Here is a 22,656-nt window from a genome sequence, read left to right as displayed (position 1 = left end):
AGGAAGACGCAGGGTGTTGTCACCGATGCCTGGGCGTCGCTCATCTGACGCAGCCCCGGACCCTGCCGGTTTCAGAATGCCAGCCCGCAGGCCCTGCGGATGGCGATCTGGACGGGCGAGGGCGGCAAGGCCGGGTCGAACTCGCCCTTGGGCAGCAAGGGCGGCTGGGCCATGAAGCGGGGTCTTGTCCCCCGGTGCGGCTGTGCGGCATGGACCAGGAACGGATGGCACAGATAGACCGTGCCCGCCGCGCCGGTCGCCAGCACCTCGGGGCAGGTCTCGGTCGAGGCATAGCCGTTCGCCGACAATTGCCGTAGCGTCGCGCCTGCCGCCCCATGGGGCAGCAACTCGCGGGCAATGGCCATATGCGAGCCCTGCCTGATCCGGGTCGGTGCATCGCCGGGCCCGACATCCGAGAACAGGAACAGCATCAGCAACGCGCGGCCACTGCTTTTGACATTGACCCGCCACTCCATGAAATCCGGGCTGTCGCCGAAGCTCATGTCCACATGCCAGCCATCGTCGCCGGGGGCGATGGGCGAGGGGAAGCGGATCGGGAAGCTGCCGAGGCCCTGCGGCGCAAGCCAGCGCCCCGGCCCGGCAAGCTGGTCATAGGCCCGGTGCAGCAGCGGGGTGTTGGCGGCCTGGACGAAGGCGGGCGTGGACATCGCTGCGATCCGGATGACGGGTCGCGTCCAGCCCTCGGGCCGGTCGGGCGAGAGGCCCGCAGCTGCCCATAACTCGTCCCGGCATTGCCGGGCGAGGTCGGTGGGGAAGGCGCCGTCGATCCTGACGAAGCCGTCCTCGATGAAGCTCTGGACCTGACACTCGGTCAGGCCGGTGGGTTCGGGATTGGTCATCATGCATTCTCCGCTTGGCGCCCCAATCGCGGGCGCCGTGTCGATCTGATGGTGCGAAAGCGCCGGCGGCAGGGCCGGTCAGATCAGCGGGAAGAATGTAGACATGAACATCATGGTCGGAATTTAAGGCGGGCAGCCGGGGGCTGCAAGCCATGTTCCCTGGCCGCTTGCGACCTGTTTTCCCTGCTCGCGGTTATCGAGGGGCATTCATTGCCCGGCCAGCAGGCACCCCAGCCCATCGTCAGGACAGATGCCCTGATATCGTCCAGAGCGCCGGGAAGTGATCGCCCGCGCTGATCCTCTGCGTCCGGCTCAGTATTCGTCATGCAGCCTGAGCCAGCTCATGGCGCCGTTTTCATTGCGGCCCTTGGGGGTGAGGTCCAGCCAGTTGAACGCGCCCATCAGCAATTCCACGCCGCGGTGATAGGTGGAATAGCTGTGGAAGAGGGCGCCGTCCTGCCGCACGAAGATGCTGACCCCGAACATGTCCGGGCTCCTTTCGATCACCGTCCCGTAGTTGTAGATCGCCCGGCCGGCCGCGCGATCCTCCTCGGTGAACGAGACGCCGAAATCGTAGTTGAAATCGCCGTCTCCCGAGGACAGCCAGGGAAAGCGCCAGCCCATCCGCCGCCGGACCTCCTCGATCCGTCGGACCGGCGCGCGCGAGACGGCGGCGAAGGCCAGGTCGGCCTGCTCAAAATGCTGGCGGGCGGCATCCACATGATCGGCGACGAAGGCGCAGCCCGAGCAGATATGCTCCGATCCCGGCGCCAGCATGAAGTGATAGACGGCGAGCTGGCTGCGGGTCCCGAACAGATCGCCCAGCGTCACCTCGCCGTCGGGACCGTCGAAGCGATAGGGCTTGTCGATGCGGACCCAGGGCATCCTCCGCCGCTCGGCCCGCAGCGCGTCGAGCTGGTGGGTCATGTCGCGTTCGCGGGCCAGCAGCGCCTTGCGGGCCTCCAGCCATGCATCGCGGGAAACGATGGCTTGGGTCATGGTCAGTCTCCTTTCCGGGTTGGGTCTTGGCCTGCCATCAGCCGCAACCAGGGCGGCAGGTGGAACAGGCTCATCAGCAGATACATCATGGTCATGCCGTACAGCGGCAGCGGACCGGGCCCGGACAGGCAGAGCGCGGGCGAGGCCGCCGTGATCCAGGCCATGACGGCGAAGCAGGGCGCCGCCGCAAGGGCCAGCCAGCCTGCCGCGCCGGGCTTTCCCGTGGGCGTTGTCATTCCGGGCCTCCCGTCCGATGCTTTGCAGCAACGACTCTAGGACGGGGCGGCATCCGGGCGTGAGTAACAAGCATGACGGGATTGCGGCGGCTGCGCAGGCGCTGGCGGCGGGGGATGCGCTGACGGCGCTGAAACGGGTCGCCTTGCGCGACGATCCGCCCGCGCTGGCGCTGCGCGGCATCGCCATGGCGCAGCTGGGCGATCTCGACCGGGCGCGGGACCTGCTGCGCCGCGCCGCGCGAGGGTTGGGTGCCGATCCCCTGGACCGTGCCCGCTGCCGGCTGGCCGCGGCGGAAATCGCGCTGGTCACGCGCGACCTGGGCGGTCTGGAGCAGGCGCTTGGCGCGGCGCGATTGGCGCTTGCGGCGCAAGGCGACTGGGCGAACGCCGCCCATGCCGGTTACCTGCAGGCCCGGCTGCTGCTGCTGACCGGGCGTCTCGATCAGGCCGAGGCGGTGCTTGAGGGGCTGGATGCCGCCGCGCTGCCCCCGGCGTCGCGCCCCGGCTGCTGGCTGGTCGCCGCCGGCATCGCCATGCGGCGCATCCGGGCCGGGGAAGCACGGGCCGCTCTGGATTGGGCCGCCCGTGCCGCGCAGCAGACGGGCATCGCCGCATTGGCCGCCGAGGTCGCGCAGGCGCGCGCCGTCTTCGACGCCCCGGCCGGGCGGCTGATCGAAAGCGGGCGCGAGACCCTGCTGGACCTGTCCGGGGTCGAGGCGCTGCTCGGCTCGGACATGCTGCTGGTCGATGCCTGCCGCAACCTGCTGCGCGGTGGGGCGACGGCGGTACCGCTGGCCGGGCGGCCGGTGCTGATGGCGCTGCTGCGCGCCCTGGCCGAGGCCTGGCCCGGCGACGTGCCGCGCGAAACCCTGCTCGCGCGTGCCTTTCGCGCCCGCCAGGCCGACGAGTCGCATCGCGCAAGGCTGCGGGTCGAGATCGGGCGGCTGCGCGGGTACCTCGCCCCGCTGGCCGGGATCAGGGCGACCGGCCGGGGCTTCGTGCTGGAGCCTTGCCGCGGGCGCCGGATCGCCGTGCTGGCCCCGCCGGTCGAGGGTGACCATGCCGGGCTGCTGGCCCTGCTGGCCGATGGCGAGGCCTGGTCGAGCTCGGCGCTGGCCCTGGCGCTGGATGTCAGCCCGCGCAGCGTGCAGCGCGGGCTCAAGGCGCTGGAGCGGGCCGGCAGGGTGGAATGGCTGGGCCACGGCCGCGCCCGGCGCTGGATCGCGCGGAGCGTGCCGGGCTTCCCGACAAGCTTGTTACTCCCGGCGCCCGTGCCGATGCGCTAGGATGGCCCCATGAAACGCATGGCCGAAATCATCCGCGAATACGGCCCCTTTCCGGGGATCGAGGAGGTGCATGGCGTCAGTTTCGACGGAAGGCAGGTCTGGTTCGCCAGCGGCGAGCGGCTGCACGCGCTGGACCCCGACAGCGGCGAGCTGCTGGGCGCGCTGGAGATCCCCGCCGATGCCGGCACGGCCTTCGACGGCCGGCATCTGTTCCAGATTGCCGGGCCGGTCATCCGCAAGATCGACCCGGAGAGCGGCGAGGTCCTGGCGACCATTCCCGCGCCGGAGGGCGGCAATTCCGGGCTGGCCTGGGCCGAGGGCTCGCTCTGGGTCGGCCAGCATCGCGGGCGGCGCATCCACCAGGTCGATCCCGAGACCGGCAAGGTGCTGCGCAGCATCGACTGCGACCGCTTCGTCACTGGCGTCACCTGGGCCGACGGCGCGCTCTGGCACGGCACCTGGCAGGGCGAGGAAAGCGACATCCGGCGCATCGACCCCGCCACCGGCGCAGTGCTGGAACGGCTGGAGATGCCGCCGGGCACCGGGGTCTCGGGGTTGGAATCGGATGGCGGCGCCCGGTTCTTCTGCGGCGGCGGCAGCAGCGGCAAGTTGAGGGTCGTTCTGCGCAAGGCGGATCAGGACGCGACATAGGGCCTTCGGTTCTTGCTGCGCAAACCGGCCCCTCGCTCGGAACCTGACAGCGGGGCCTCGGCGGGCTATGCTGTCGGGGTCCTTTCCATCAGCCACCGGGAGGCAGCGATGAGCGACGAACACGCGGGCAAGGGCGTTCTGCACCTGCCGCCAGGTGCGGGACGGCGCTACGTCCTCGGCCGGATGACGGCGGTGTTCAAGGCCGATGAGGATGAGACGGCTGCGCGCTACAGCGTCTCGGAATGGTGGCTGGAGCCCGGCGCCGACGGTCCGGGCGCGCATGCGCATGAAGTGAATGACGAGATCTTCTACGTGATCGCCGGCACGGTCAGCTTCCTTGCCGGGGAGGACTGGCTGGACGCGCCGCAAGGGACGTTCCTGCGCATCCCCGCCGGCGTGACGCATGACTTCAGGAACCGCACCGCCGAGCGTGTCGGTCTGCTGAACGTCTTCATCCCCGGCGGGTTCGAGCGCGACATGCCCGCCATCACCGACTGGTTCCGGGACAATCCGTAGGGTCATGCGCGGCAAGGCCACGATCACGGCGGATCTTCGGCGGCTTGGCTTGCAGCCGGGCGATCTGGTGATGGTCCACGCCTCGCTGAAGGCGCTCGGCCCGGTCGAGGGCGGCGCGGCCGGGGTTGCCCAGGCGCTCATGGATGCCGTGGGGCCGGGCGGCACGGTGATGGGATATGCCTCCTGGGACCGCTCGCCCTATGAGGAGACCCTGAACGGTGCCCGCATGGACGAGGACCTGCGCCGCGACTGGCCCGCCTTCGATCCCCGGACCGCCGGGACATATCGCGGCTTCGGCCTGCTGAACCAGTTTCTTGCGGCGCTGCCGGCGGCCCGGCGCAGCGCCCACCCGGATGCCTCGATGGTCGCGGTCGGCCCGCTGGCCCAAACCTTGGTCGAACCGCACCGGCTGGGCCAGGCCCTGGGCGAGGGCTCGCCGCTGGAACGCTTCGTGCGCCTTGGCGGCAAGACCCTGCTGCTGGGCGCGCCGCTCGATGCCGTGACCGTGCTGCATTATGCCGAGGCCATCGCCGATATCCCCGGCAAGCGCCGCGTGAGTTATGAGATGCCGATGCTGGGCCCGGATGGCCGGACCATCTGGGAAGCGGCCACGGATTTCGACTCGAACGGCATCCTCGATTGCTTTGCGGCCGAGGGCCAGCCGGATGCGGTCGAGACCATCGCCCGCGCCTATGTCGAGGCGGGCCGGCACCGCGAGGGCATGGTCGGCGCAGCACGCTGCCATCTGTTCGACGCGCAGGATATCGTCGCCTTCGGGGTTGAGTGGCTTGAGCGGCAGTTCGGATCGGCGCTGCATCCGCGGTCACGCCGAGACGGCCGAGACATTTGACCGGGCATGGCCCCAATCTGACAGGAGGAACGCATGATGGAAGCTCCGCGCATCTACCCGACCTTCCGCTTCCGCGACGCGGCGGCGATGATCGAATGGCTGGAAAGGGCCTTCGGCTTCACCACCCACGCGAAATACATGGATGGCGACAAGGTCGCCCATGCCGAACTGGCCTTCGGCTCGTCCATGATCATGTGCGGCGACGACAAGGACGACGCCTATGGCGAGATGGTGGGCCGGCTCTCGGGGCAGGGCGGCAAGTCGCTCTATATCGTCGTGGACGATGTGGACGCGATGTTCGCCCGCGCCCAGGCCGCCGGCGCGGCGATCGAGGAAGGGCTGACCTACCGCGACTATGGCAGCCGCGAATTCATCTGCCGCGACCCCGAGGGCAACCTGTGGTGCTTCGGCACCTGGTGGCCGAAGGTGACCGACAAGGACTGAACATCATGGTCCAGCGGATTTCGAACCGCATCGCATCCTTCGTCGACGCCCTGCCGCTGGTGCCGGGCCTGAGGGTGCTCGAGATCGGCTGCGGGCCGGGGGTGGCCGCCCGCGAGGTCTCCCGCCGTGTCGGGAACGGCTTCGTCCTGGCCATCGACCGCTCGGCAAAGGTGATCGACAGCGCGGTGGCCGGATCGAAGGCGGAAATCGCCACCGGCCGCCTGCGGTTCCTGCAAGCGGCGATCGAGGATTTCGCATTGCCGCCGGGTGAAGAGCCTTTCGACATCGCCTTTGCGATGCGTGTCGGGGCGCTGGACGGTCGTCACCCGGATATCGAACAACGCGCCTTTGAACGATTGCGGGCGGCATTGAAACCGACGGGGCGGCTGTTCATCGACACGGGGCATCCGCTCAGGGAGGTCAGGTTGCGAGGACGGTGAGCCGCGAACTGCACGCTTCCGGAATGAGGATGAGATTTGCCGTTTGACCGCTATTGGATTAAACCGGCGCCATAACAACAGGGAACGCTTATGACCGATATCGACCTGAATGCCTTGTCGCTGGCCGAATTGAAGCAGCTGGAAAAGAACCTGGCCAAGGCCATCGCCTCTTTCGAGGATCGCCGCAAGGCCGAGGCCCGTGCCGCGGCGGAGGCGGTGGCAAAAGAGCACGGTTTCTCGCTGGGCGAACTGGCGGAAATGACCCCGGCGCAAAAGCGCGCCGCCGTGGCGCCGAAATACCGCCATCCGGAAAACCCCGAGATCACCTGGAGCGGTCGCGGCCGCAAGCCTGGCTGGATCGCCGAGGCTCTGGAGGCCGGGAAATCCCTCGAAGACTTCGCCATCTGACTGGGGAGGGGAGATGTTCCAGCCCTCGAACGCGGTGCGGCTGCATGTTTCACTGGCCGAGATCGAGCCGGAGATCTGGCGGCGCCTGGTGGTTCCCAGCGACTGGACGCTCGACCGGCTGCATCCGGTCCTGCAGGCGGCTTTCGGCTGGACCGACAGCCATCTGCACGAATTCCGCATCGGCGGGCTGCGCTATGGCGATTCATTCCTGCTGGACGATGGCTTCGGCGGCCCCCGCGTTTTCGACTCTACCGAGGTGCGGCTGCAGGATTTCGTCGGCCGCGACGGCAGTTTCACCTATGCCTATGATTTCGGGGACGACTGGCAGCACCTGATCCGGATCGAGGATTGGCTGGCGCTCGATCCGGCGCCGCGCCACGCGGTCTGTCTGGAAGGCGCACGGGCGAGACCGCCCGAGGATGTCGGCGGGCCGTGGGGCTATGAGGATTTCCTCGGGATCATCCGCGACCCGAAGCACGAGGAGCACCGCTCCACGCTGCGCTGGGCGGGCGGGCATTTCGATCCGGAATGGTTCGATCTCGACTTGATCAACAAGGATCTGCGCAATGCCTTTCGTGCGAACGCGCGGCGGCGGTTGCATCAGCCGAGGCCGAAGGCGCCGAAAGGTTAGCCGCGTCTCCCGTTGCGACCCTTCCCCGGCCTGTGCGAAGCTGACCATCCGCCCGACTCTTGCCACGACGCCCCCATGACCGAGATCGCACCGCACCCCCGGATCAAGTTGTCGAAGCTGCGCGATATCGGCTGGTCGCTCTGGGATCCCATCGGATTGCTGGACCCGGAAAGCCGGCCGGGCAGGTGGGACGACGAGGCCAACCTGTCCTTTGCGGACGAATATGACAGCTATCTGGTTGCGGCGGCCTCGCAACTGCGCCGGGGAACGTCCCCCGATGAGGTCGTTGCGTTTCTGGTCGAGATTGAGACCCAACACATGGGAATGGGCGACAACCAGAGCGCCGGGTCAAGGGCGGAAGCGGTCGTGGATGCGATCCTCGCCGACGACAGCATCTGGACATGGCCCGATGCGCAGGGGCGGTTCGGTCAGGAGGCAACATGACCAGGCACAGGATCTTCACCACCAGCTTCGCCAGCGTCTATCCGCATTACGTGGCCAAGGCAGAGAAAAAGGGCAGGACCAAGGCCGAGGTCGATGAGATCATCCTCTGGCTGACCGGCTACGGCCCGGAGGAACTGGCGGCCCGGCTGGCAGACCGGACGGATTTCGAGACCTTCTTTACCGAGGCCCCGCGCATGAATCCGGCGCGTTCCCGGATCAAGGGCACGGTCTGCGGTGTCCGGGTGGAGGAGGTCGAAGACCCGCTCATGCGGGAGATCCGCTATCTCGACAAGCTGATCGACGAACTGGCGAAGGGAAAGCCGATGGAGAAGATTCTGCGGCAAGGGTGAGCTGCTCGTGGAGCCGCTGTGCGCGTCTGATCCGGCGACACGCCGCCGGACACCGGCTTTTTCCCGGCACCTATCCGCATCATCTTCCCGGTCATCCGCCTGTCCGCTTGACCCTTCGCCGGGACTTGGGAATGCTGTTTGTCGCAGCAACGGCGTAGTGAACTTTGGTCGCAGGCGGAGCGCATCACCTTCTGGCAGCCTGACGTGATCGATCCCTGAACCTTATCGTTTGGAGGCTTCCATGACGCTGATCCTGCTTGCCGTCATGCTCACCGCGGTCACCTGCGTGATCGCCTGGTATCTGGCCATCTATGCACTGCCGGTGATGGTCGCGGTCGAGACATTCCGTCTCATTCATGCGACCGAAGCCGGATTCTTGCTCTCGGCCTTGGTCGCAGCCACCGTAGCGTTGCTGTCGGTGGGACTGGTGCTTCTGGTACTGTTCAAGGCGAAGAACCCGATCCTCTGCCTGCTGGCGCGGGCTGTCTTCGTGATTCCGGCGATGATCGCCGGATATGCCGTCGTCCATGGCGTCACCCATGACGCCATCGAGTCAACCGTCGCCCTGAAGCTGCTTTGCGGCACCGCCGGGCTGGTCACCGGCATCGCCGCGCTGATGAACCTGAACGGTTTCGGGGAGCTGGCGCCGCAAGCCTGATCCGAGGCTGTTTGGTCGTTGTTGGCGATATTGATCCGCCACTCCTTGCAAGGCAGGGATCACCGGATCGGCGTCGAAGGTCAGCGTGTCCTTGCAACTGCGTTCAGCCATTCTCGCCTGCCGCACCCTGTTTTGTCGCATTGATCCGATGTGATCCGCGCCGGGCGCGGATCGCGTCTATCCATAAGCCGGGCAGGGGGCTCGACCGGGCCGTGCCCGGCTCACCCCCGGCCCGAAGGCTTTCCCGTTTCCTGGATTTGTCCGCCACGCATCCGCCTGCCTGGCCGTCAACGGGCAGGCGCCGCCTTGGGGCGTCGTCGGGGCGCAGGGCCGTGTCCTCGCCTGCGGCTGCGGGCCGCCCCACCCCTGCGCCCCGACCCATGACCGCCAGCCATGCGGCCGCGGATCGGGCTGCGCCCTCGCCGCTCTGCCTCCGGGGAAACATGCGTTTCCCGAAGTCAGACCGGCGAGGCGCGGCCCATCGGCGGATCAGGGCAAGGGCCCTCCGCCCCCAACCCGAAAGGACAGAGATATGACCGGCAACACCAGCACCCCCCGCAACCTCGTCATCAATGCCGATTGCATTGAGGCGATGCAGGCTTTCGGCACCGGCTCGGTGGATTTCATCCTGACCGATCCGCCCTATGTGACCCGCTTCCGCGACCGGCAGGGCCGCACCGTCGCCAATGACGACAATGCCCGCTGGCTGCGCCCGGCCTTTGCCCAGATGCACCGGGTGCTGAAGCAGGGCGGTTTCTGCGTCAGCTTCTACGGCTGGAACAAGGTCGATTTGTTCGTGGACGCGTGGAAGGCGGCGGGCTTCCGCATCGTCGGGCATCTGGTGTTCCGCAAGCGTTACGCCTCATCCGCCCGTTTCCTGCGCTACGAGCACGAACAGGCTTATTTGCTGGCCAAGGGCGACCCGGCGCTGCCCGCTCGACCGGTGCCCGACGTGCTGGACTTTCCCTATACCGGCAACAGGCTGCACCCGACCCAAAAGCCGGTGGCGGCGCTGCGCAAACTGATCGGTGCTTTCACGAAGCCGGGCGATCTGGTGCTGGACCCGTTCAGCGGCAGCGGCTCGACCCTGGCGGCGGCGCATCTGCTGGGCCGCGACTGGCTCGGGGTAGAAATGGACGTGGCGCATTACCAGACCGCCGGCAAGCGGATGACGGCCCTGCAAGAGCGGGACCGGAAGGCGGCCGCATAGGCCCCCGAAACCCAAGGGCGCCCGCCCCCCGGCGGGCCGCAATCCCACAGCTTCAACGAAAGGATTTCGACATGCGTTGGATCGTCACGAAGGACCATCACGGCGGTTGCCTCGGACTGGGCGAGGACGAGGACGGCGTTCCCGCACGGGGCACCCCCGAAGATGGCGATGCGCTGCCGGTGGAGTTCCGGCTTTACACCGCGCGCGGCAGGCTTTTGTTCGAGGGCCGTTGCGGCGACATCGCGGCCGACTGGTGGCACGGCATGGAGCCGCTGCTTTACGCCTGGGCCACGTTCCGGTGCCGCCGGCTGACCTGGCGCCCGGCCGGGACGGATGAACCGTGGCGCCCGCTGCGACCATAGACCCCAAGTCAGCACACAACATCACGGCCGCCGATCCGATGGGACCGGCGGCCGTTGCGCGCGCGTGGTCCGCGAGCGGCGCCGAAAAAATCGCGCTCGCCGGGCATGGCCCGGCTCGCAAGACAGGACGAGGAAATCGGCAAATACGCTCATACCTGATACGACAGGCGCGAATGGCGCGGCAGGGTCCTGACGGGCGGAAACGCCGGATATCGGAGCCCGGCCGGCTCATGCCGAAGCACAGAAGGCGAAACGACGTTCACGGTCCCATAGCTGCCACAGGCAGAGCGCGAGGTGATTAGAATGGTATTTCGTCGCTCAAGTCCGTCCTTGGGGCGGTGGGGGAGGTCAACGTGATCTTCCCGCTAATCACCTTAAATGCGGACGGGCTGGCGCCCGCAATACTATGACGTCTAGCCACCCTCTGCGCGGTCTCGGTGAACGCCTGTTCCGCCCCCACCGCGTTCATTAGTCCGGCTTCTATATAATAGCTCATAAGGCGGTCCAGTGTCGATTTGCTGATTTTGTACGCCCTTGATGTATCAACTGCCTCCGCAACACCTGCTATGGCAGACCCGATTTCAACACAAGATTCGTCATCCTTGATGTAGTAGGCGTATTCGTTGTTCCAATCACTCGTGCTCCATTGAAGATTATTGAAGAATATAGGGAAAGCTGCAATCCATGTCGTGCTAATGGTTGCAGTGCTGCCGTACGCCGAACCGTAACCTCGCCCACCCGTGTTCGGCAGAAGATCAATGAAAATTGGATCGTCCGCCGCCGGGATCGGAGGTAGCGCCAGCTCTATTTCTAAGCTGCCGATTGCATCACGAAACTTGGCATTCTCTTTGCGGACTTCGTTTAGCTCTTCCAGCGCTTCCATACTAGCAATGGTGTCGCCCCGTACCCACCCCACCGCCGGTTTTGTTGCCTTAGCATGTTCCAGCGCCTCGCGGACAGCGAGCTTTAAGCCATCCGGGGTTACCCAAGTCTTCCGTAGGCGGTTTGTTTCAACTGCCGTGACGAATGCAGCTAGGCGCTTTTTGCCCTCCGCCGAGTTTTCACTCTTGTTTGCAGGAATGCTACCCTGATCCCCGTGCAGCATCACCAAAACCGGAACGCCCTTGGATACCGCATAGCGATACTCTTTTTCAGTGTAGCTCATACCGTCTTCGGCAGGGGCTCCATAGCGTCCCGCGACAATCAGCACATAGTAGTCGCACTTGTCTATGAGTGCTTTAATAAACTCAAACTGATCCTCGTCGGCGGCAGGGAAAGACTCCATCTGCACAGGAAAGTCACCTGCGCTGATCACCACATCCTGGACCGCCTGACGTTCGGCTTTGAGGTCTTCAAAGGTCGAGCTGATAAATACGGAATATCGCTTGTCATGCATGTCAGGGTTTCTTTGCCTTGATTTCATCGCGAATGCTTTGCGCAAGCTCTTTCATCTTCTTTGCGTTATTCTCGAAGAGCTCTTTGAGAACGTGGGAGTATATTTCCAAGGAACCAAAATAATGCTTCGGCTTCACTGATTCTCCATGCGACCCGATATTTCCAACTTCCTTGAGCGCAAAGCAAAGTTCCGCATGGTCTTTATCCGATGCCGCCCACGATTCCAGCCTGCTATGCAGTGTGATATAAACGGTTTCGCCCTTGGCGTTCTTTTTTTGATTTGGAATTTTAACTTCGTCCAACAATGCTTCAAGGCTTGCTCGCAGTGCATTTGCCGCCGCTGCGGTGTCAACCCAATATAGCGAAAAGCTCTTTTGTAGACATTCCTCTATCTTCGCAGGTGTGTCGGTTGGGATGTGGCACAATCGTGGGGCCGGAAAAAATGATTTAATTGAGAAGTGATCGTAATATTCAGGATGTCCGTCGTCGCCATACCTTTGATCGACAGACCCGGTGCCCGATACAAAAGCAAGCTCGCCGCAGTCCTTCTTCGTGCAGACACACGTTACGGTGAAGCGGTAAGTAATCCAGTCGGGATCCCATGCCTCATGCGAATGGGCATTTAGTGAGTATGCAGGTTCTATTGATTTGAATGTGTCCTGATCCGGCACAAGAAAACCTACGCCGCAGTGAGGGCATAGGTACTCAAAATCCGGCGTATCTGAAAAATACTTCGGGGCGGAAACCGCTAATGCCATGGTTGCTCTCTTCGCGAGGTGTGGCTCAATGTGGAGTGACCAGACAGAAGTTTCAATATCTACGGCGGGAAGACCGCACGGGCCCAAGAGTTCGCTTTGTCCCGCACGCGGCGCCATGTTGCGCGGGTGCGATCAGCCGCGGCAATAGGAAACCTGGCGGCTGGGAGCACCGGACTTCTTGCCCCCGGACAGGTTGAAATATCATCGCCAACGAACCGACCCGCGCCCCCGTCACCCGGTCCCGGCCCGCCGCACCCGGCACGGAAATCCGACCCGCCGCCAACCCCCCAGCCATACCGGGCCCCGCCTTCCGCATCCTGCCATTTCGTGCAGTTAAATGCCCGCCGCGATGCGACCGGCGTCCTGCCGGCCCCGCAATATTGCTGAACGGTCCGGCCCAGAGCCGGTGATGTGGCAGCCATGCCATCCCGCGCCCCCGACCCGACAGCCCGATCCTTCCCGCCCCGAACGACCCGGCCTTCCGGCGGCGGACGCAAGGACGACCAGCCAGCCGAAGCGAAGCGGCACCGCCGCGGGTGGTGCCGGTTCCGGGGGTTTTGCCGACCGGACGGCACCGGCAAGAACGCCGCCGTTCTGCGATCTGTCCCCGCCATACCCCCCGGACGAACCAACCCCTCCGCCTGTCCGAGTCCCTAACTCCGTGCGGTTTTCACCGGCAACCCCCAAGGCTCCGGACCGTGTTGCCGCGCGGGGCGCGGCTGCCCGCCCCACTCCGAAGCCTTGCGGGCAAGCTGCCGCCCGAAGGGGGCGTCAGTTGCAGGTGCCTCCCGACGGACTTTGCCGGGTCTCGTCGGAGGGAATGGTCCCTCCGGAGAAGCAACGGAGACAGACAATGCAGAACATCGTCATCCTCGCCGGCACCATCCGCCAGGCCCCCGAAACCCGCACCACCCGCACCGGCACCGATGTCACCCGCTTCAGGCTGGTCACCTCGCGCCCGCGTTATTCGGAAGGCCGCGTCGTGCGCGACGAGAAGGGCTATCGGGTCGAGGACGCGGAATGGCACCGCGTCGTCGCCTTCAGCGGCCTGGGCCGGACCATCCAGCAATATTGCGAGACCGGCATGAAGGTCCTGGTGCGCGGCCGCATCCACTACACGAAATGGCAGGATGCGGAAGGCCAGGACCGCTACGGCTGCGAGATCGTCGCCGAGACGGTGGATTTCCTCAGCCGGGCGCAGCAGTCCGAAAGCGACGAGGACGAGGGCCGGTTCATCGACGAAGACGACATCCCCTCCTGAGCGGGAGGCCGGAGGCCCGGTGGCTCCAGCCGCCGGGTTTGCCCGTGCTTGCAGCGGATCGCCCCGAGGCCGCGCTGGCGGAGGGCTTCGTTCTTTCCCCAGCCCCATCTTTCTCCCACGAAGAAGAAACAGGGGCTTGGGAAAAGAAGCTGTGGAGCGAGGCAGCGCCACAGCGCCACTGGCGGGCTTCGCATGGCTGTCGGCGCGTGGTCGGGAACGGCGCATTTTGCTTCAGGGCAGAAGGGGAACCGGCATCGCCCGATGAACGGGACGGCCATCCGTGGGTGTTTCAGCGGCTGCGGAAGAAAGCCGAAATCCAACTAGCAGGCTGAAAATAATGGATAAAAAGCCACAATCGACCTGCGTTGGAGCCTTGTTTTTGCTAGACTATTCTTAAGGTGCCAGGGTGGTCGACACCCGCCGGCGCCATGCTCCCCGCAACGCGGGGCCGGGGTGGTAGAAGGGGTCGGATGGATCGGCCCCCGAAACCGGAGACAAGCCGATGCACACCGCGACATTCGAGATCAACATCCCCGGCAACCCGCTGGCCGGTCGTATCAACCTCGAGGATATCGAGATAGGCATGGACGCCGATACCGGGGTCAAGGCCCGCGCCAGCCGCGACCGCATGACCCTGACGGTCAGGATTGCAGCGAGCGATGCAGCCGACGCCGCCAACTGGCTGCGGAAGGCGGGCCTGATCTGACCCAGCCAATCCACCACCCACCGGGAGAAACGGACATGACCGCAGCCGAACACACCGCCCGCCGCCTCGCCAATGCCGCGACCCTCGCCGCCGCCTTTGCCGAGGGCCGATTCCGCAAGGTGACGGTGAAGGAAGCAGGGGGCCTCGGATGGGACGCCGAGGCCGACGAGCCGGAGGTTTTCTGCGAGGGCGGATTGCACGCGATCCTGAGCGCCGATCGTACCGAGATCCAGATGATGGCCGACGACGAAGGCGAATGCTGGACCATCCAGATCGCGACCGGCGAGTTTCGCCCCGCCTGACCCTCACCGGGACCAGAGATCCCGCCGAGACAAATGGACTTGCGGACTCATGCATACGGCTTGTGCGGCAGGCAGGTGCCCGCTGGAAACGCAGCGGCGTCGCTCCGGGCTACTTGTCTGGCTTTGGCGGCTCCGCAGATGGCAGCCGTTTGCCCTCCGCAGGCCGCTTAAGCAGGTCCGACGCTTCCATTTCCAGAACCGAGGCCAGACGATCCACTACATCGATGCTGGCGCCGTAAACGCGGCGCTCCAGTGAGCTGATATAGGTTCGATCGATATCCGCACGATGCGCGAGCTCTTCCTGCGACAAGCCTCTGGCTTGCCGCGCGGCCCGCAGATTGTGCGCGAATATCTCCCGAATCTCCATCACCGACAGATCGGTGACTTGATGAGTATTTCGCCACGGAGTATTTTCTACAATCGACTGTGGATGTGTTTGTATTCGGATGCCCTGGTATTCGGAGTTGCAGGCGGCGGACATGCATGGCTATCGATGCGATATGGGATCGGACGGTGCGGATGACGATTTGTTGTGGAACACGGCCCGGCATGGAATAGTGCCCCTGCGGGAAAACATCGTAATCGCCGCCTGGACGGGGAGAGGGGATGTGACGGAAAAAGACTATCTCGAGGACGTGCCGACCGGCCCGGAACTGACCGATTACGACCGCCGGCACCAGAAGCTCTACATGCGGCTGCACGATTCCGCTGACGACGGAGCGGACTGGCGCGAAGCCGTCCAGATCCTCTTCGGTCTCGATCCAGAGCGCGAGCCGGAACGGGCGCGCAGGATCTACGATAGCCATCTTGCCCGCGCGCGCTGGATGAAAAAAGACGGTTACAAGCTGCTGTTGCGCGACGGCCGCTGATCGCAAGTAGAAATCCGCCGATTTGCCTCTGCCGCACCCTCCCTTGCCCGGAAAGGGGTTTTAGCGCAGACAAATGAGCCCGACCCTTGGTTGAACGCGCGAGAAATGGCTTCAACCTGGGGGTATGGACATGAAACCCGACCTGTCGAAGTGGCGATCCTCGCCGAGCTACGATTTCGTTGACGAAGTTGCAGCGCCCGATCTCGCCTGGGAATGGCTGCGGCGCAACGAGGACTATCAGCAGGACTATCGCGCCGTCGCGCGGCAAGAGGCAATGGATGCGTCGGGCATCCTTCGGTTCCGGAATCGCTGGGGGCTTACGTTTCCCGGTTCGGCCGGGACTGTCCTGCGTGGATACGCCGGTCTACTGGCTGCCGTCCTGCGAGACCGGCAGCCTCGTGCTGGATGCGCTACCCTCTATCCTGCCTGCTGAGGGCAACCTGGTCGACCTTTTGAGAGCGGCTGATGCCCGGGCGGACGCCGCCGGCACCTGGTTCCGCTATGACATCGGTGATGGCCGAAGCCTGCACCTGCTGCGGCTGGCGGGCGTCGAGGAACACGGGCCGCTGGCAATCGTCATCCCGCTCGATGCCGATGGGCTCGACCGGATCGAGGCCGCCACGCGCCTCCTCTGCTTTCTCATGCGGCGGAGCGTGCCGCCGGACCGGCGCTTTACCGAACGCCAGCGCCAACGGGCACGTCATATGCTGCAGGCCATCGACGGGCGCATGAGCGGGGCGAGCTATCGCGAGATCGCCAGCGCGATCTACGGTGCCGACCGTGTCGGCGCAGATGCCTGGAAGACTTCCGCCCTGCGTGACGCGGTCATGGGCTTCGTCAGGGATGCCCGCGCCATGATCGGGGGCGGTTATCGCCGCCTGCTGCGACGGCGACGGCGGAAGTAGCTGTCGGGGCTGTCGGGATGGTGGCCTTCCAATCCTTCGCGCAACGTCGCAAGGTCTGCTCCGGGCCAGATGCCCGCCTCAATTCCGCTTCCCGAGAACGATCATGACCAATACGCCGGATTTGCTACGACTGATCGCGACAGTCTTCATCGCGGTGACCTGCGTGGTCATCGGGGATACGGCGGGCAAACTGCTGACCGGCGGGGGCGTCGATCCGTTCATCGTGGCATGGTCGCGGTTTCTGCTGGCCGCGCTGATGCTGCTTCCCTTCAGCGGATTGACCAGGCAGGAACTGCCGGCCTTGCTGACCTGGCGCGTCCTGCTGAGGGCGGGGTTCATCGTTTGCGGGATATGCTGCATCCTGACGGCCCTGAAGACGGAACCGATCGCCAATGTCTTCGGAGCCTTCTTCGTCGGCCCGGTCGTGTCCTATGTCCTGGCGATCCTGTTCCTGGGTGAATGGCCATCGACGCAGAGAAGCCTCTTGCTGGCGCTCGGTTTCGCCGGCGTGATGCTTGTCGTCAAGCCGGGTTTCGGCAGTTCCGCCGGCATGGCTTTCGCCCTGGCGGCGGGAAGTTCTACGGCGCCTATCTGGTCATGACCCGTACCCTGGCGGGAACATTCCGGCCGCGCTTCCTGCTGATCTCGCAACTGTTGATCGGCGCTGTCGTCTTGACGCCCTTCGGGTTGCAAGCCGATTTTCCCGCGCCGGACATGCTCCTGCTTGCGCTTCTTCTGGTCAGCGCCGTCGGCTCGGCCCTAGGCAACTTCCTGCTGGTCACGGCCAGCAGGAAGGCCGAGGCCAGCCTGATCGCGCCCCTGGTCTACAGCCAGTTGATTTCGGCCACGGCGCTGGGGATCGTCGTATTCGGCGATTGGCCCGATCTCGTTTCGCTGGCGGGTCTGGTGCTGATCGCGATCTCGGGGCTGGGCTCGCTGCTGGTTCATCAGCGTGCCGGCAGGGGGCGCCTATCGACCCCGCCTTGCCCGCGCACGCCGTGATGTCGCTGGACGTCTGGAACCGCCAGCATGGAACCTCGGGAATCCTGCGCCGTCGGAAGGACGCGCGATCCCGCCGTCTTCCGCGGGCGCCTTTGCGCGATCAATCCGAAGCAGTCCTTGCCTGAATGAACCCTCCGGCGGCAATGCCCTGCTCGTTGGGGCGGCTGGGCTCGCAGCAGCCTGTCAGGATCCGAGCAGCCGCATGCCGGCATGGCTCGCGGCGCCACGGTCGAAGGTCACTGTCTCGGTGCAACCTGCCAGCCGTCCGCCATGTGCGATCAGCGCATCGGCGAAATCGGCCTTGGTGGAACTGTAGGTCGCTAGCGCCAGATAACCGGCCTCGCTGCGCTCGACGATCAACTCGCGCGACCGCAACAGCACCTCCACGGCGTCGGCGATGGCCTCGCGCGTCATCCGGTAGGCACGCGTCAGCACCCAGACGGTTTCCACCAGCACCACCTGCGAGACGAAGCCGGGCTCTTCCGGCGTAAAGCCCTCGACGATCTCCGTGGCGATGGCCGCCTGTGCGGCGTCGTCCTGCGCCAGATAGCGCACCAGCACATTGGTATCGATGCCGATCATTCGCCGGTCGCTTCGCCCAGGATCGCCGCCTGCATGTCCTCGAGGCTCACCGGCTTGTCGGGCCGGGGTACGATGCCCTTCAGCGCGCGGATCGAATGCGAGGCCGGCACGACGGCGTAATGGCCGTCGTCCATACGCACGAAATCCACCCGGTCGCCGGGCGTCAGGCCCATGTCGAGGCGGACCTTCTGCGGGATGGTGATCTGGCCTTTCGTCGTGATGGTCGCCGTGGGCATGTTCGTGATCCTTTCTATCAGTAAGGATGAAAGTAAGGCGCGCGTGGCATCGCGTCAAGTTTTCCGCGTCCGGAAGCGGGGCAGGGGGGTGAGATTTCAGCACCCCTGACTTCGCACTCCCTGCTGCCGTTTCTTCTCCGTCACCCTGTCCTCCATACGCCGCTGCCCGCCAGCGGCCCCGCGAACCGCACGGAGGCCCGACGATGAAGCCCGACCTTACCGACCTGCCGCCGCGCTTCCTGCGCACACCGGAAGCCGCGTATTTCCTCGGCCTCTCCGGCCGGACGCTGGAAAAGCACCGCAGCTTCGGCACCGGCCCGGTGTTTCACAAGCTCGGCGGCCGTGTCGTCTATGCCGTCGATGACCTGCAGGCCTGGGCCGAGCGCGGCGCGGTCACCTCGACTTCCGATCCGCGCGGCAGCGTGCTGCCCGCCAAGCGCCATGCCGTGGCGCCGCCGGCCCATGCCGGCCGCTACCGGCGCTGAGGGGGCAGGGATGAGAACGCTCCGTCGTCCCCGCCTCTCCGGCGAACGCCACCGCCTCAGCCCCTTCGTGGTGACGGGCGCGGGCGGCGACATCCGCCCGCGCGACCAGCGCGATCTGATGGAGCGGCCGTTCTTCTCGCTGGCCAAGACCCGGCGGGTGATCCCGATCCTCTACGAGGCCGGCGATGTTCGGGTCGAGGTCTACGGCTTTCCCGAGCACGGCATGGCGACCATCTGGGACGCCGATATCCTGATCTGGGCCGCCAGCCAGATCGTCGATGCCGAGAACGCTGGGCTCAAGACCTCGCGCTTTCTCCGCTTCACCCCCTACCAGCTTCTCACCGCCATCGGCCGTCAGACCGGGGCACGCGACTATCGCCTGCTGAAAGGCGCGCTGGCGCGGCTGCAATCGACCGTGATCCGCACCACGATCCGGCACGGCGAGCACTGGCGGCGGCACCAGTTCTCCTGGATCGGTGAATGGGAGGAAATGACCACGGCCTCCGGCCGGGTCGAGGGCATGGAATTCGTGCTGCCCGAATGGTTCTATCGCGGCGTACTCGACCGCTCGCTGGTCCTGACCATCGACCCGGCTTATTTCCGGCTCAAGGGCGGCATCGAGCGCTGGCTCTACCGCGTGGCCCGCAAGCACGCCGGCCGTCAGCCGCAGGGCTGGTGCTTCGACATCCCGCATCTGCATGCGAAGTCGGGCAGTCTGGCCAAGCCCGCCGATTTTGCCTGCGACATTCGCCGCATCGCCGCCCGGCAATCTCTGCCCGGATACCGGCTGCGGATCGAGCGCGACGGGCATGTCGAGATGTTGTGGATCCAGCCTGGAAGTTATCCACAGATACCTGTGGATAACTCGGTGAGCGGTATCGGGACTTCGGGCGTCGAAACTGTGGACGGTATCGGGACTTCAGGCGTGCCGATATCGGGACTTCGGGCGTGCCAGGAGCAGTTAAGCCTTTGGCCCGGCGACCGGAATCCGTCCCGTAACTTATCTAACTTAAAAGACTCTAACATAGTAGAGGCAAGCCGGGCGGTGGATAACCCCCGCCCGGGCGCCGGTACGGCCCCTCATTCGCGGACTCGGCGCGGACCGGAAGGGGGCGGAGAATGACCCCGCTCGCGCTTCCCCCGTCGCAGCCAGGAGCATGCATCCGCTTTTCGCGACGATACCACGATCCGCTGCGAGCACCTACGACATCCTTCGCTCCGATGCGCTTGTCCGCCGATCGCATGACTCGGTGGTCGTCATGACGGACAGGATCGCTGCATTCGGTGGAACAGGCATTGAGCCTGCCGAGAACCCGGCCCTCACCTTTGTCGACCTGATCTGGCAGGAGAAGCGGGCCGAGCACTGGCTGCGCTTCGGCCGCCTCCAATACGAGCACCGGCTCGACCGTCAGCGCCGGACCGTGGGCTTTGCGCCCGGCAGCGTCTTCGCGGTCGTGCGCTGGGCGGGCAACGATTACGGCACCGTGGTCTCGCGCCTCGATATCCTGCGGGCTGTCGAGCGGGGCGAGGCCTTCCAGACCCTGCCCTTCGTCAAACCGGGGGCGGAGATCCTGCTTCGCGTCGGCGGCTGGCCGAAGGTCGAGCGGGTGCTTCAGGCGGTCGATGCCGTCGAGGCGCTGGCCATCGATCCCTGCATGGTCTCGCCCGAGCACTGGCGGCATGTCCACAACCGGATGACGGCGGGAGAGCCTTTCCGGACCTACACCAGGGCTCAGCATGCCGCATCGCTGAAGCGCAGGAGGGTAGGGGCATGACCGCGGAACAGGCCTTCCTATCCCTGCCACTGCGCGTGCTCGATCTCTTCAGCGGTGCCGCGGGTGGCTGGTCGCTCGGCCTGCATCGCGCCGGCTTCGTCACAATCGCCGCCTGCGAGATCGTGGAATGGCGGCGCATCCTCTATTCGGAGAATTTCCCGCATGTCAGACTCTACGCCGATGTCCGCGAGCTCACGGCAGCTCGACTTGTTTCCGACCTCGGATGCCTGCCGGACATCATCGTCGGCTCGCCGCCCTGCCAGGACATCTCGAGCGCCAACACGAAGGGCAAGGGGATCGAGGGAGAACGCTCGGGTCTCTATCTCGAAGCGGTCCGCCTGGTCGGAGAGTGCCGCCCTCGCTGGTTCGCTTTTGAAAACAGCGCTAACTTGCGAACTCGCGGCGCCGACCGGCTGCTCGATGAGCTGGAAGCGCTCGGCTACGCCTGCTGGCCATGCGTGGTGGGTGCTGCGGATATCGGCGCCAACCACGTCCGCAAGCGGTCCTGGCTCATCGGCTGCGATCCCGAACAGCTTGCCGACACCCGTGTCGCAATCCCAGCAGGGCGGAATGCGGCTGGAGGGCGGATCGGGCGCGCGGAAGGCGATGAGGGATTCCGGCCTCACCGACCTGTTCCGCAACCGCCCCTTGCCGACGCCGATGGCCTCGGACGGGATGAGGAACGGCGCCGGCGGCGGTGCGGGATCGACATATCCGCTGCGGATGATCCTGGCGACGCCGCGCAAGGCGGATGCGGATCGCGGCGGCCGGGGCGACCTGTTGAGCCAGCTTCAGGGTCACAACAGCCGCCATGCCGGGATGATGGGCACGCCGACGGCGAATGCGGCGCCACGCGGCAGCGTGCTTCGCAGGCACAAGGGCCGGAGGACCTCGGATCAGGACCGTTTCGACCGCAGCCCGATGATCGGCGAGGCGCTGCATTTCGACAGGCAGGGCCCCGAGATCCTGCCCACCCCGACGAAGCGGGACTGCCGCATGGACGGCTGGAGTCCGGCTTACGACCGCCGGAAATCCCCGACCATGGACGCGGTGATGGACGGCGCGATGACGGATCGGGCGCCGGACAAATGGGCCGGGGCCCGGGCGCTGGCGGCGATGCTCAGGAGCCATGGCCTGACTGGAACGGCGGCCTTGCCCATCACCTACGCGTGGATGATGGGGTTTCCGCCTGGCTGGCTCGCACGCGCCTTGCGTTCGGCGGTCGCAAAAGGACGTCTGCGGCGAGCCTGATCGTCGAGGCCTTCGGCGATGCGGTGGTGCCGCAGATCCCCGAAGCTTTCGGCCGTGCCATCCTGCGCGCCGAGGCCGCGCTGAACGCGGTCCTCGGCGGCGCTTCGGTGGATGGCCCCGCTGCGGGCGCCGATCCTGCCAGCAACGCGCCCACCGATGATCCTGCGGATCACGGGGGTGTGTCATGACCCGCAGAACCCGCACGACGTATCTCGCCGCATCCGGCCTTGCCGTGCTGGTGATCGGCACCGTTTCCGCCACCGAGATCGCACCCCGGCTGATCTGGAACGCGTCCGCCAGTGTGCCGCTCGGGCTTTATGCGGTTCAGCCCGTCGGTGACCTGATCCTCGGCGATCTCGTCGCGGTCTCGCCGCCCGAACCGCTGGCACAGTTCGTCACCGCGCGCGGCTACGTCGGCCCCGGCGTGCCGCTGTTGAAGCGCGTCGCCGCGCTTCCGGGCACGCGGGTCTGCCGCGAGGCCACCACGATCACCATCCACGATCAGGCCATCGGCGAGGCACGCGAGCGCGACAGACTCGACCGGCCGCTGCCCACCTGGCAGGGCTGCCGGCTGATCGCCGAAGGCGAGGTATTTCTCATGAACCGGGAGACCGAAGACAGTCTCGACGGCCGCTATTTCGGCCCGCTCCCGGTCAGCAGCGTTACCGCCCGCATCGTCCCGATCTGGACCGATGCGGAGGGCGACGGCCGCTTCCGCCGGTCTTTGGTCGACACGGAAACGGCCCCTGAATCGACCACCAACCACCAGCACACGGAGAGATAA

The 22,656-nt window shown here is 65.7% G+C and carries 32 protein-coding genes and 1 pseudogene; 25 read left to right on the top strand and 8 right to left on the bottom strand.

Features of this window, described 5'->3' with window-relative positions; all coding sequences use genetic code 11:
* Positions 1–71: 71 nt before the first annotated feature.
* The 3 genes from KF941_RS08045 to KF941_RS08035 all read right to left on the bottom strand — a co-directional run bounded on the left by KF941_RS08045 (position 72) and on the right by KF941_RS08035 (position 2,095).
* Positions 72–863 carry a phytanoyl-CoA dioxygenase family protein gene (locus tag KF941_RS08045; RefSeq protein WP_214273067.1) on the bottom strand — a complete coding sequence of 264 codons (792 nt, stop codon included), beginning with the start codon at positions 861–863 and terminating at the stop codon, positions 72–74.
* Between the two features lie 309 nt (positions 864–1,172).
* Complete coding sequence (locus KF941_RS08040) at positions 1,173–1,859, bottom strand: DUF899 family protein (protein ID WP_214273066.1); 687 nt, start codon at positions 1,857–1,859, stop codon at positions 1,173–1,175.
* A gap of 2 nt (positions 1,860–1,861) precedes the next feature.
* Positions 1,862–2,095 (bottom strand): hypothetical protein, encoded by a 234-nt coding sequence (locus KF941_RS08035; RefSeq protein ID WP_214273065.1) that lies wholly within the window; start codon positions 2,093–2,095, stop codon positions 1,862–1,864.
* Between the two features lie 59 nt (positions 2,096–2,154).
* On the opposite strand from KF941_RS08035, the gene KF941_RS08030 reads away from it, so the two are divergent.
* The 13 genes from KF941_RS08030 to KF941_RS07970 all read left to right on the top strand — a co-directional run bounded on the left by KF941_RS08030 (position 2,155) and on the right by KF941_RS07970 (position 10,345).
* Positions 2,155–3,381, top strand: coding sequence for a helix-turn-helix domain-containing protein (locus KF941_RS08030; RefSeq protein WP_214273064.1), 1,227 nt, complete (start codon positions 2,155–2,157; stop codon positions 3,379–3,381).
* A 9-nt stretch (positions 3,382–3,390) separates the two neighbouring features.
* A complete protein-coding gene (locus KF941_RS08025) occupies positions 3,391–4,032 on the top strand; it encodes a PQQ-binding-like beta-propeller repeat protein (protein ID WP_214273063.1) in 642 nt (213 codons plus the stop codon).
* 108 nt (positions 4,033–4,140) lie between these two features.
* Positions 4,141–4,548, top strand: a complete 408-nt coding sequence (locus tag KF941_RS08020) for a cupin domain-containing protein (protein WP_214273062.1) — start codon at positions 4,141–4,143, stop codon at positions 4,546–4,548.
* Between the two features lie 4 nt (positions 4,549–4,552).
* The gene (gene aac(3) / locus KF941_RS08015; protein WP_214273061.1) at positions 4,553–5,398 is read left to right on the top strand and encodes an aminoglycoside 3-N-acetyltransferase; all 846 of its coding nucleotides are present in this window, start codon (positions 4,553–4,555) and stop codon (positions 5,396–5,398) included.
* Between the two features lie 33 nt (positions 5,399–5,431).
* Positions 5,432–5,842 carry a VOC family protein gene (locus tag KF941_RS08010; RefSeq protein WP_214273060.1) on the top strand — a complete coding sequence of 137 codons (411 nt, stop codon included), beginning with the start codon at positions 5,432–5,434 and terminating at the stop codon, positions 5,840–5,842.
* Positions 5,800–6,282: a class I SAM-dependent methyltransferase gene (locus KF941_RS08005; protein WP_346428978.1), complete on the top strand. Its 483-nt coding sequence runs from the start codon at positions 5,800–5,802 to the stop codon at positions 6,280–6,282. The genes KF941_RS08010 and KF941_RS08005 overlap by 43 nt, the downstream gene beginning before the upstream one ends.
* A 90-nt stretch (positions 6,283–6,372) precedes the next feature.
* The gene (locus KF941_RS08000) at positions 6,373–6,690 is read left to right on the top strand and encodes an H-NS histone family protein (RefSeq protein ID WP_214273059.1); all 318 of its coding nucleotides are present in this window, start codon (positions 6,373–6,375) and stop codon (positions 6,688–6,690) included.
* Positions 6,691–6,703: 13 nt separating this feature from the next.
* On the top strand, positions 6,704–7,321 hold the full coding sequence (locus tag KF941_RS07995; protein ID WP_214273058.1) for a plasmid pRiA4b ORF-3 family protein: 618 nt from the start codon (positions 6,704–6,706) through the stop codon (positions 7,319–7,321).
* Between the two features lie 75 nt (positions 7,322–7,396).
* Positions 7,397–7,765, top strand: a complete 369-nt coding sequence (locus KF941_RS07990; RefSeq protein WP_214273057.1) for a hypothetical protein — start codon at positions 7,397–7,399, stop codon at positions 7,763–7,765.
* Positions 7,762–8,115, top strand: a complete 354-nt coding sequence (locus KF941_RS07985; protein ID WP_214273056.1) for a DUF2200 domain-containing protein — start codon at positions 7,762–7,764, stop codon at positions 8,113–8,115. Before KF941_RS07990 ends, KF941_RS07985 begins: the two co-directional genes overlap by 4 nt.
* A gap of 241 nt (positions 8,116–8,356) precedes the next feature.
* Positions 8,357–8,773, top strand: a complete 417-nt coding sequence (locus tag KF941_RS07980; protein WP_214273055.1) for a hypothetical protein — start codon at positions 8,357–8,359, stop codon at positions 8,771–8,773.
* A gap of 532 nt (positions 8,774–9,305) precedes the next feature.
* Entirely contained in the window at positions 9,306–9,983 is a 678-nt protein-coding gene (locus KF941_RS07975) for a DNA methyltransferase (protein WP_214273054.1), read from the top strand.
* A gap of 71 nt (positions 9,984–10,054) precedes the next feature.
* A complete protein-coding gene (locus KF941_RS07970; protein ID WP_214273053.1) occupies positions 10,055–10,345 on the top strand; it encodes a hypothetical protein in 291 nt (96 codons plus the stop codon).
* A 298-nt stretch (positions 10,346–10,643) separates the two neighbouring features.
* Here KF941_RS07970 and KF941_RS07965 read toward each other — a convergent pair whose 3' ends face one another.
* Both KF941_RS07965 and KF941_RS07960 read right to left on the bottom strand, forming a co-directional pair.
* On the bottom strand, positions 10,644–11,741 hold the full coding sequence (locus tag KF941_RS07965) for a DUF4062 domain-containing protein (protein ID WP_214273052.1): 1,098 nt from the start codon (positions 11,739–11,741) through the stop codon (positions 10,644–10,646).
* Position 11,742: 1 nt separating this feature from the next.
* Positions 11,743–12,498, bottom strand: coding sequence for a DUF4145 domain-containing protein (locus tag KF941_RS07960; RefSeq protein ID WP_214273051.1), 756 nt, complete (start codon positions 12,496–12,498; stop codon positions 11,743–11,745).
* Positions 12,499–13,351: 853 nt separating this feature from the next.
* Between KF941_RS07960 and KF941_RS07955 the strand changes: the two genes are divergently transcribed.
* From KF941_RS07955 to KF941_RS07945, 3 genes are all read left to right on the top strand, one after another.
* Positions 13,352–13,759 carry a single-stranded DNA-binding protein gene (locus tag KF941_RS07955; protein WP_214273050.1) on the top strand — a complete coding sequence of 136 codons (408 nt, stop codon included), beginning with the start codon at positions 13,352–13,354 and terminating at the stop codon, positions 13,757–13,759.
* 502 nt (positions 13,760–14,261) lie between these two features.
* Entirely contained in the window at positions 14,262–14,465 is a 204-nt protein-coding gene (locus KF941_RS07950) for a hypothetical protein (protein ID WP_214273049.1), read from the top strand.
* Between the two features lie 35 nt (positions 14,466–14,500).
* On the top strand, positions 14,501–14,767 hold the full coding sequence (locus tag KF941_RS07945; RefSeq protein WP_214273048.1) for a hypothetical protein: 267 nt from the start codon (positions 14,501–14,503) through the stop codon (positions 14,765–14,767).
* Between the two features lie 109 nt (positions 14,768–14,876).
* On the opposite strand, the gene KF941_RS07940 is transcribed toward KF941_RS07945, so the two are convergent.
* On the bottom strand, positions 14,877–15,248 hold the full coding sequence (locus KF941_RS07940) for a helix-turn-helix transcriptional regulator (RefSeq protein ID WP_240540263.1): 372 nt from the start codon (positions 15,246–15,248) through the stop codon (positions 14,877–14,879).
* Between the two features lie 208 nt (positions 15,249–15,456).
* Between KF941_RS07940 and KF941_RS07935 the strand changes: the two genes are divergently transcribed.
* From KF941_RS07935 to KF941_RS07925, 4 genes and pseudogenes are all read left to right on the top strand, one after another.
* Entirely contained in the window at positions 15,457–15,636 is a 180-nt protein-coding gene (locus tag KF941_RS07935) for a DUF2285 domain-containing protein (protein ID WP_240540383.1), read from the top strand.
* A 124-nt stretch (positions 15,637–15,760) separates the two neighbouring features.
* On the top strand, positions 15,761–16,069 hold the full coding sequence (locus KF941_RS27915; protein ID WP_346428977.1) for a DUF6499 domain-containing protein: 309 nt from the start codon (positions 15,761–15,763) through the stop codon (positions 16,067–16,069).
* On the top strand, positions 15,987–16,541 hold the full coding sequence (locus KF941_RS07930) for a DUF2285 domain-containing protein (RefSeq protein ID WP_346428976.1): 555 nt from the start codon (positions 15,987–15,989) through the stop codon (positions 16,539–16,541). The genes KF941_RS27915 and KF941_RS07930 overlap by 83 nt, the downstream gene beginning before the upstream one ends.
* Positions 16,542–16,644: 103 nt before the next feature.
* Positions 16,645–17,543: pseudogene (locus KF941_RS07925) on the top strand (DMT family transporter).
* A 183-nt stretch (positions 17,544–17,726) separates the two neighbouring features.
* Here the strand turns inward: KF941_RS07925 and KF941_RS07920 are convergent.
* Both KF941_RS07920 and KF941_RS07915 read right to left on the bottom strand, forming a co-directional pair.
* A complete protein-coding gene (locus KF941_RS07920; protein WP_214273047.1) occupies positions 17,727–18,125 on the bottom strand; it encodes a PIN domain-containing protein in 399 nt (132 codons plus the stop codon).
* Positions 18,122–18,361, bottom strand: a complete 240-nt coding sequence (locus tag KF941_RS07915; protein ID WP_214273046.1) for an AbrB/MazE/SpoVT family DNA-binding domain-containing protein — start codon at positions 18,359–18,361, stop codon at positions 18,122–18,124. The genes KF941_RS07920 and KF941_RS07915 overlap by 4 nt, the downstream gene beginning before the upstream one ends.
* Before the next feature lie 203 nt (positions 18,362–18,564).
* Between KF941_RS07915 and KF941_RS07910 the strand changes: the two genes are divergently transcribed.
* The 5 genes from KF941_RS07910 to KF941_RS07890 all read left to right on the top strand — a co-directional run bounded on the left by KF941_RS07910 (position 18,565) and on the right by KF941_RS07890 (position 22,656).
* A complete protein-coding gene (locus tag KF941_RS07910) occupies positions 18,565–18,846 on the top strand; it encodes a helix-turn-helix domain-containing protein (protein WP_214273045.1) in 282 nt (93 codons plus the stop codon).
* 10 nt (positions 18,847–18,856) lie between these two features.
* The gene (locus tag KF941_RS07905; RefSeq protein WP_240540261.1) at positions 18,857–19,969 is read left to right on the top strand and encodes a replication initiator protein A; all 1,113 of its coding nucleotides are present in this window, start codon (positions 18,857–18,859) and stop codon (positions 19,967–19,969) included.
* A 136-nt stretch (positions 19,970–20,105) separates the two neighbouring features.
* Positions 20,106–20,621 carry a DUF2840 domain-containing protein gene (locus KF941_RS07900; RefSeq protein ID WP_214273043.1) on the top strand — a complete coding sequence of 172 codons (516 nt, stop codon included), beginning with the start codon at positions 20,106–20,108 and terminating at the stop codon, positions 20,619–20,621.
* On the top strand, positions 20,618–22,060 hold the full coding sequence (locus tag KF941_RS07895; RefSeq protein WP_214273042.1) for a DNA cytosine methyltransferase: 1,443 nt from the start codon (positions 20,618–20,620) through the stop codon (positions 22,058–22,060). The genes KF941_RS07900 and KF941_RS07895 overlap by 4 nt, the downstream gene beginning before the upstream one ends.
* Complete coding sequence (locus KF941_RS07890; RefSeq protein ID WP_214273041.1) at positions 22,057–22,656, top strand: S26 family signal peptidase; 600 nt, start codon at positions 22,057–22,059, stop codon at positions 22,654–22,656. Before KF941_RS07895 ends, KF941_RS07890 begins: the two co-directional genes overlap by 4 nt.

Origin of the sequence: Paracoccus sp. pheM1 (assembly GCF_018499825.1) — a bacterium.
GTDB lineage: Bacteria > Pseudomonadota > Alphaproteobacteria > Rhodobacterales > Rhodobacteraceae > Paracoccus > Paracoccus versutus.
Note: the sequence above shows the minus strand (reverse complement) of the source record. Positions and strands in the feature narration are given on the sequence as shown.

Coding starts and splice junctions, on each gene's coding strand:
- KF941_RS08045 (WP_214273067.1), bottom strand. CDS start 863: ATGATGACCAATCCCGAACCCACCGGCCTGACCGAGTGTCAGGTCCAG.
- KF941_RS08040 (WP_214273066.1), bottom strand. CDS start 1,859: ATGACCCAAGCCATCGTTTCCCGCGATGCATGGCTGGAGGCCCGCAAG.
- KF941_RS08035 (WP_214273065.1), bottom strand. CDS start 2,095: ATGACAACGCCCACGGGAAAGCCCGGCGCGGCAGGCTGGCTGGCCCTT.
- KF941_RS08025 (WP_214273063.1), top strand. CDS start 3,391: ATGAAACGCATGGCCGAAATCATCCGCGAATACGGCCCCTTTCCGGGG.
- KF941_RS08020 (WP_214273062.1), top strand. CDS start 4,141: ATGAGCGACGAACACGCGGGCAAGGGCGTTCTGCACCTGCCGCCAGGT.
- KF941_RS08010 (WP_214273060.1), top strand. CDS start 5,432: ATGATGGAAGCTCCGCGCATCTACCCGACCTTCCGCTTCCGCGACGCG.
- KF941_RS08000 (WP_214273059.1), top strand. CDS start 6,373: ATGACCGATATCGACCTGAATGCCTTGTCGCTGGCCGAATTGAAGCAG.
- KF941_RS07995 (WP_214273058.1), top strand. CDS start 6,704: ATGTTCCAGCCCTCGAACGCGGTGCGGCTGCATGTTTCACTGGCCGAG.
- KF941_RS07990 (WP_214273057.1), top strand. CDS start 7,397: ATGACCGAGATCGCACCGCACCCCCGGATCAAGTTGTCGAAGCTGCGC.
- KF941_RS07985 (WP_214273056.1), top strand. CDS start 7,762: ATGACCAGGCACAGGATCTTCACCACCAGCTTCGCCAGCGTCTATCCG.
- KF941_RS07980 (WP_214273055.1), top strand. CDS start 8,357: ATGACGCTGATCCTGCTTGCCGTCATGCTCACCGCGGTCACCTGCGTG.
- KF941_RS07975 (WP_214273054.1), top strand. CDS start 9,306: ATGACCGGCAACACCAGCACCCCCCGCAACCTCGTCATCAATGCCGAT.
- KF941_RS07970 (WP_214273053.1), top strand. CDS start 10,055: ATGCGTTGGATCGTCACGAAGGACCATCACGGCGGTTGCCTCGGACTG.
- KF941_RS07965 (WP_214273052.1), bottom strand. CDS start 11,741: ATGCATGACAAGCGATATTCCGTATTTATCAGCTCGACCTTTGAAGAC.
- KF941_RS07960 (WP_214273051.1), bottom strand. CDS start 12,498: ATGGCATTAGCGGTTTCCGCCCCGAAGTATTTTTCAGATACGCCGGAT.
- KF941_RS07955 (WP_214273050.1), top strand. CDS start 13,352: ATGCAGAACATCGTCATCCTCGCCGGCACCATCCGCCAGGCCCCCGAA.
- KF941_RS07950 (WP_214273049.1), top strand. CDS start 14,262: ATGCACACCGCGACATTCGAGATCAACATCCCCGGCAACCCGCTGGCC.
- KF941_RS07945 (WP_214273048.1), top strand. CDS start 14,501: ATGACCGCAGCCGAACACACCGCCCGCCGCCTCGCCAATGCCGCGACC.
- KF941_RS07940 (WP_240540263.1), bottom strand. CDS start 15,248: ATGTCCGCCGCCTGCAACTCCGAATACCAGGGCATCCGAATACAAACA.
- KF941_RS07935 (WP_240540383.1), top strand. CDS start 15,457: ATGCGGCTGCACGATTCCGCTGACGACGGAGCGGACTGGCGCGAAGCC.
- KF941_RS27915 (WP_346428977.1), top strand. CDS start 15,761: ATGGACATGAAACCCGACCTGTCGAAGTGGCGATCCTCGCCGAGCTAC.
- KF941_RS07920 (WP_214273047.1), bottom strand. CDS start 18,125: ATGATCGGCATCGATACCAATGTGCTGGTGCGCTATCTGGCGCAGGAC.
- KF941_RS07915 (WP_214273046.1), bottom strand. CDS start 18,361: ATGCCCACGGCGACCATCACGACGAAAGGCCAGATCACCATCCCGCAG.
- KF941_RS07910 (WP_214273045.1), top strand. CDS start 18,565: ATGAAGCCCGACCTTACCGACCTGCCGCCGCGCTTCCTGCGCACACCG.
- KF941_RS07905 (WP_240540261.1), top strand. CDS start 18,857: ATGAGAACGCTCCGTCGTCCCCGCCTCTCCGGCGAACGCCACCGCCTC.
- KF941_RS07900 (WP_214273043.1), top strand. CDS start 20,106: ATGACGGACAGGATCGCTGCATTCGGTGGAACAGGCATTGAGCCTGCC.
- KF941_RS07895 (WP_214273042.1), top strand. CDS start 20,618: ATGACCGCGGAACAGGCCTTCCTATCCCTGCCACTGCGCGTGCTCGAT.
- KF941_RS07890 (WP_214273041.1), top strand. CDS start 22,057: ATGACCCGCAGAACCCGCACGACGTATCTCGCCGCATCCGGCCTTGCC.